The sequence below is a fragment of the Bacillus sp. LR_5 genome, assembly GCF_042709275.1.
In genome coordinates this window covers 1-2,874 of record NZ_JAVAXX010000488.1, presented here as the reverse complement: position 1 = coordinate 2,874, position 2,874 = coordinate 1, and the positions used below count along the sequence as shown (strand labels likewise).

Below are 2,874 nucleotides of genomic sequence, written 5' to 3'. Positions count from 1 at the left end.
AAGCCTATAGTCCTCTACCCTCTAAACTATGCCAGATTTTAGTGGAAGAGACGCAAAGGAAACTCCCCCCTCTTAAGCTAGTTGATGAGACAAATAAACTAACCTCCAAACCAACCTGCAAGATCCTCCATGATACTACTGAAAAGCTGTTTTTAGCTCTTGCCTACAACATTTAGCACCTCTTTCACCCGTTTCAATTGTCTATAAAAGCAGTTATGCGGTACTATCATATAAAGGTCCAATGTTTAAAAATAATGTCATACTTTTAAATTCACCTTATCATGCACATGCTCATAAATAGGGGTTTATTCTAAAAAGGGGATGGACGGTTTTGGAAAGCAAGTACCTAGATCTACTCGCGCAAAAATACGATTGTGAAGAAAAAGTGGTAACAGAAATCATTAATTTGAAAGCGATACTGAACCTGCCAAAAGGCACCGAGCATTTTGTCAGTGATTTGCACGGGGAGTATCAGGCATTCCAGCACGTGCTGCGCAATGGTTCAGGACGAGTCAAAGAGAAGATACGCGACATCTTCAGCGGTGTCATTTACGATAGAGAAATCGATGAATTAGCAGCATTGGTCTATTATCCGGAAGACAAACTGAAATTAATCAAACATGACTTTGATGCGAAAGCAGCGTTAAACGAGTGGTATAAAGAAACGATAAATCGAATGATTAAGCTCGTTTCATATTGCTCCTCCAAGTATACCCGCTCCAAATTACGCAAAGCACTGCCTGCCCAATTTGCTTATATTACGGAGGAGCTGTTATACAAAACAGAACAAGCTGGCAACAAGGAGCAATATTACTCCGAAATCATTGATCAGATCATTGAGCTTGGCCAAGCCGATAAGCTGATCACCGGCCTTGCTTACAGCGTTCAGCGATTGGTGGTCGACCATCTGCATGTGGTCGGCGATATTTATGACCGCGGCCCGCAGCCGGATAGAATTATGGAAGAACTGATCAACTATCATTCTGTCGATATTCAGTGGGGAAATCACGATGTCCTTTGGATCGGCGCCTATTCCGGTTCCAAAGTGTGCCTGGCTAATATTATCCGCATCTGTGCCCGCTACGACAACCTGGATATTATTGAGGACGTGTACGGCATCAACCTGAGACCGCTGCTAAACCTGGCCGAAAAATATTATGATGATAACCCAGCGTTCCGTCCAAAAGCTGACGACAACAGACCAGAGGATGAGATTAAGCAAATCACAAAAATCCATCAAGCGATTGCCATGATCCAATTCAAGCTCGAGAGCCCGATTATCAAGAGACGGCCGAACTTTAATATGGAGGAACGGCTGTTATTAGAGAAAATAGATTATGACAAAAACGAAATCACGCTAAACGGAAAAACATATCAGCTGGAAAACACCTGCTTTGCGACAATCAACCCGGAGCAGCCAGATCAGCTATTAGAAGAAGAAGCAGAAGTCATAGACAAGCTGCTATTCTCTGTCCAGCATTCCGAAAAGCTGGGCCGCCATATGAATTTTATGATGAAAAAAGGCAGCCTTTATTTAAAATATAACGGTAACCTGTTGATTCACGGCTGTATTCCTGTCGATGAAAACGGCAATATGGAAACGATGATGATTGAGGATAAACCGTATGCGGGCCGTGAGCTGCTCGATGTATTTGAACGATTCTTGCGGGAAGCCTTTGCCCACCCGGAAGAAACCGATGACCTGGCGACAGATATGGCTTGGTATTTATGGACAGGTGAATACTCCTCCCTCTTCGGAAAACGCGCCATGACGACATTTGAGCGGTATTTCATCAAAGAGAAGGAAACACATAAAGAAAAGAAAAACCCGTATTATTATTTACGCGAAGACGAAGCAACCTGCCGAAACATCCTGGCAGAATTCGGCCTCAATCCAGATCATGGCCATATCATCAACGGCCATACACCTGTAAAAGAAATCGAAGGAGAAGACCCAATCAAAGCAAACGGAAAAATGATCGTCATCGACGGCGGCTTCTCCAAAGCCTACCAATCCACAACAGGCATCGCCGGCTACACGCTGCTATACAACTCCTACGGCATGCAGCTCGTCGCCCATAAACACTTCAACTCCAAGACAGAAGTCCTAAACACCGGAACCGACGTCTTAACGGTGAAGCGATTAGTGGACAAAGAGCTCGAGCGAAAGAAAGTGAAGGAAACAAATGTTGGTGAGGAATTGCTGCAGGAAGTTGCGATTTTGGAGAGTTTGCGGGAGTATCGGTATATGAAGTGAGGGATGTGGGGTTCAGGGGTGATGATATTCTACTCAATAATACGTAAAAGAAAACAGAAATAGTTTATTTACTTACGAACAACTGTGGAAAACCAGAATTGTATTGGAATTTAACTTTCTCTTTTACTTTTGCCTCTACATGTGTGCCAGTTTAATGCAGAAGAAGCGGAGTGGGGATTGGCTGGACTGCCGAAATTGTCTATAAGGAGTATTTTTCACTCGAAGATCTCAAAGCTCACAGATATGACTTTAAATACACACATTTCAAATAGGCTGTCGAGAAAATCTCGACAGCTTTAACTATAAAAACTACAGAATTCACGAGACAAACTACTATACTTGCGATTATATATCATAATCTAATTTTATAATCTAAAGTCAACAAAAACAACTTATGATACTAAGTGAAAACAGACTCCCACTTCTCCCATCAGTAATTGGACCTTAAGGCTCTACTCAGATTGGTCCATTTGCTTCGTCAAATCATACAAACAAAGATCTTCATTGATTTTTAGAACAATTAATACAAATAACTTTATTATGACAAAATAATTTTGTTTATGAGTATCTTCATCAATATTTGGCCGACTACCAAGAGTTCCATGAGCATATCTATT

The 2,874-nt window shown here is 41.9% G+C and carries 1 protein-coding gene; it reads left to right on the top strand.

Annotated elements, in window-relative coordinates; all coding sequences use genetic code 11:
* Window positions 1-331: 331 nt before the first annotated feature.
* Window positions 332-2,257, top strand: coding sequence for a fructose-1,6-bisphosphatase (gene fbp, locus RAC86_RS37465; protein WP_377886832.1), 1,926 nt, complete (start codon window positions 332-334; stop codon window positions 2,255-2,257).
* Window positions 2,258-2,874 lie beyond the last annotated feature (617 nt).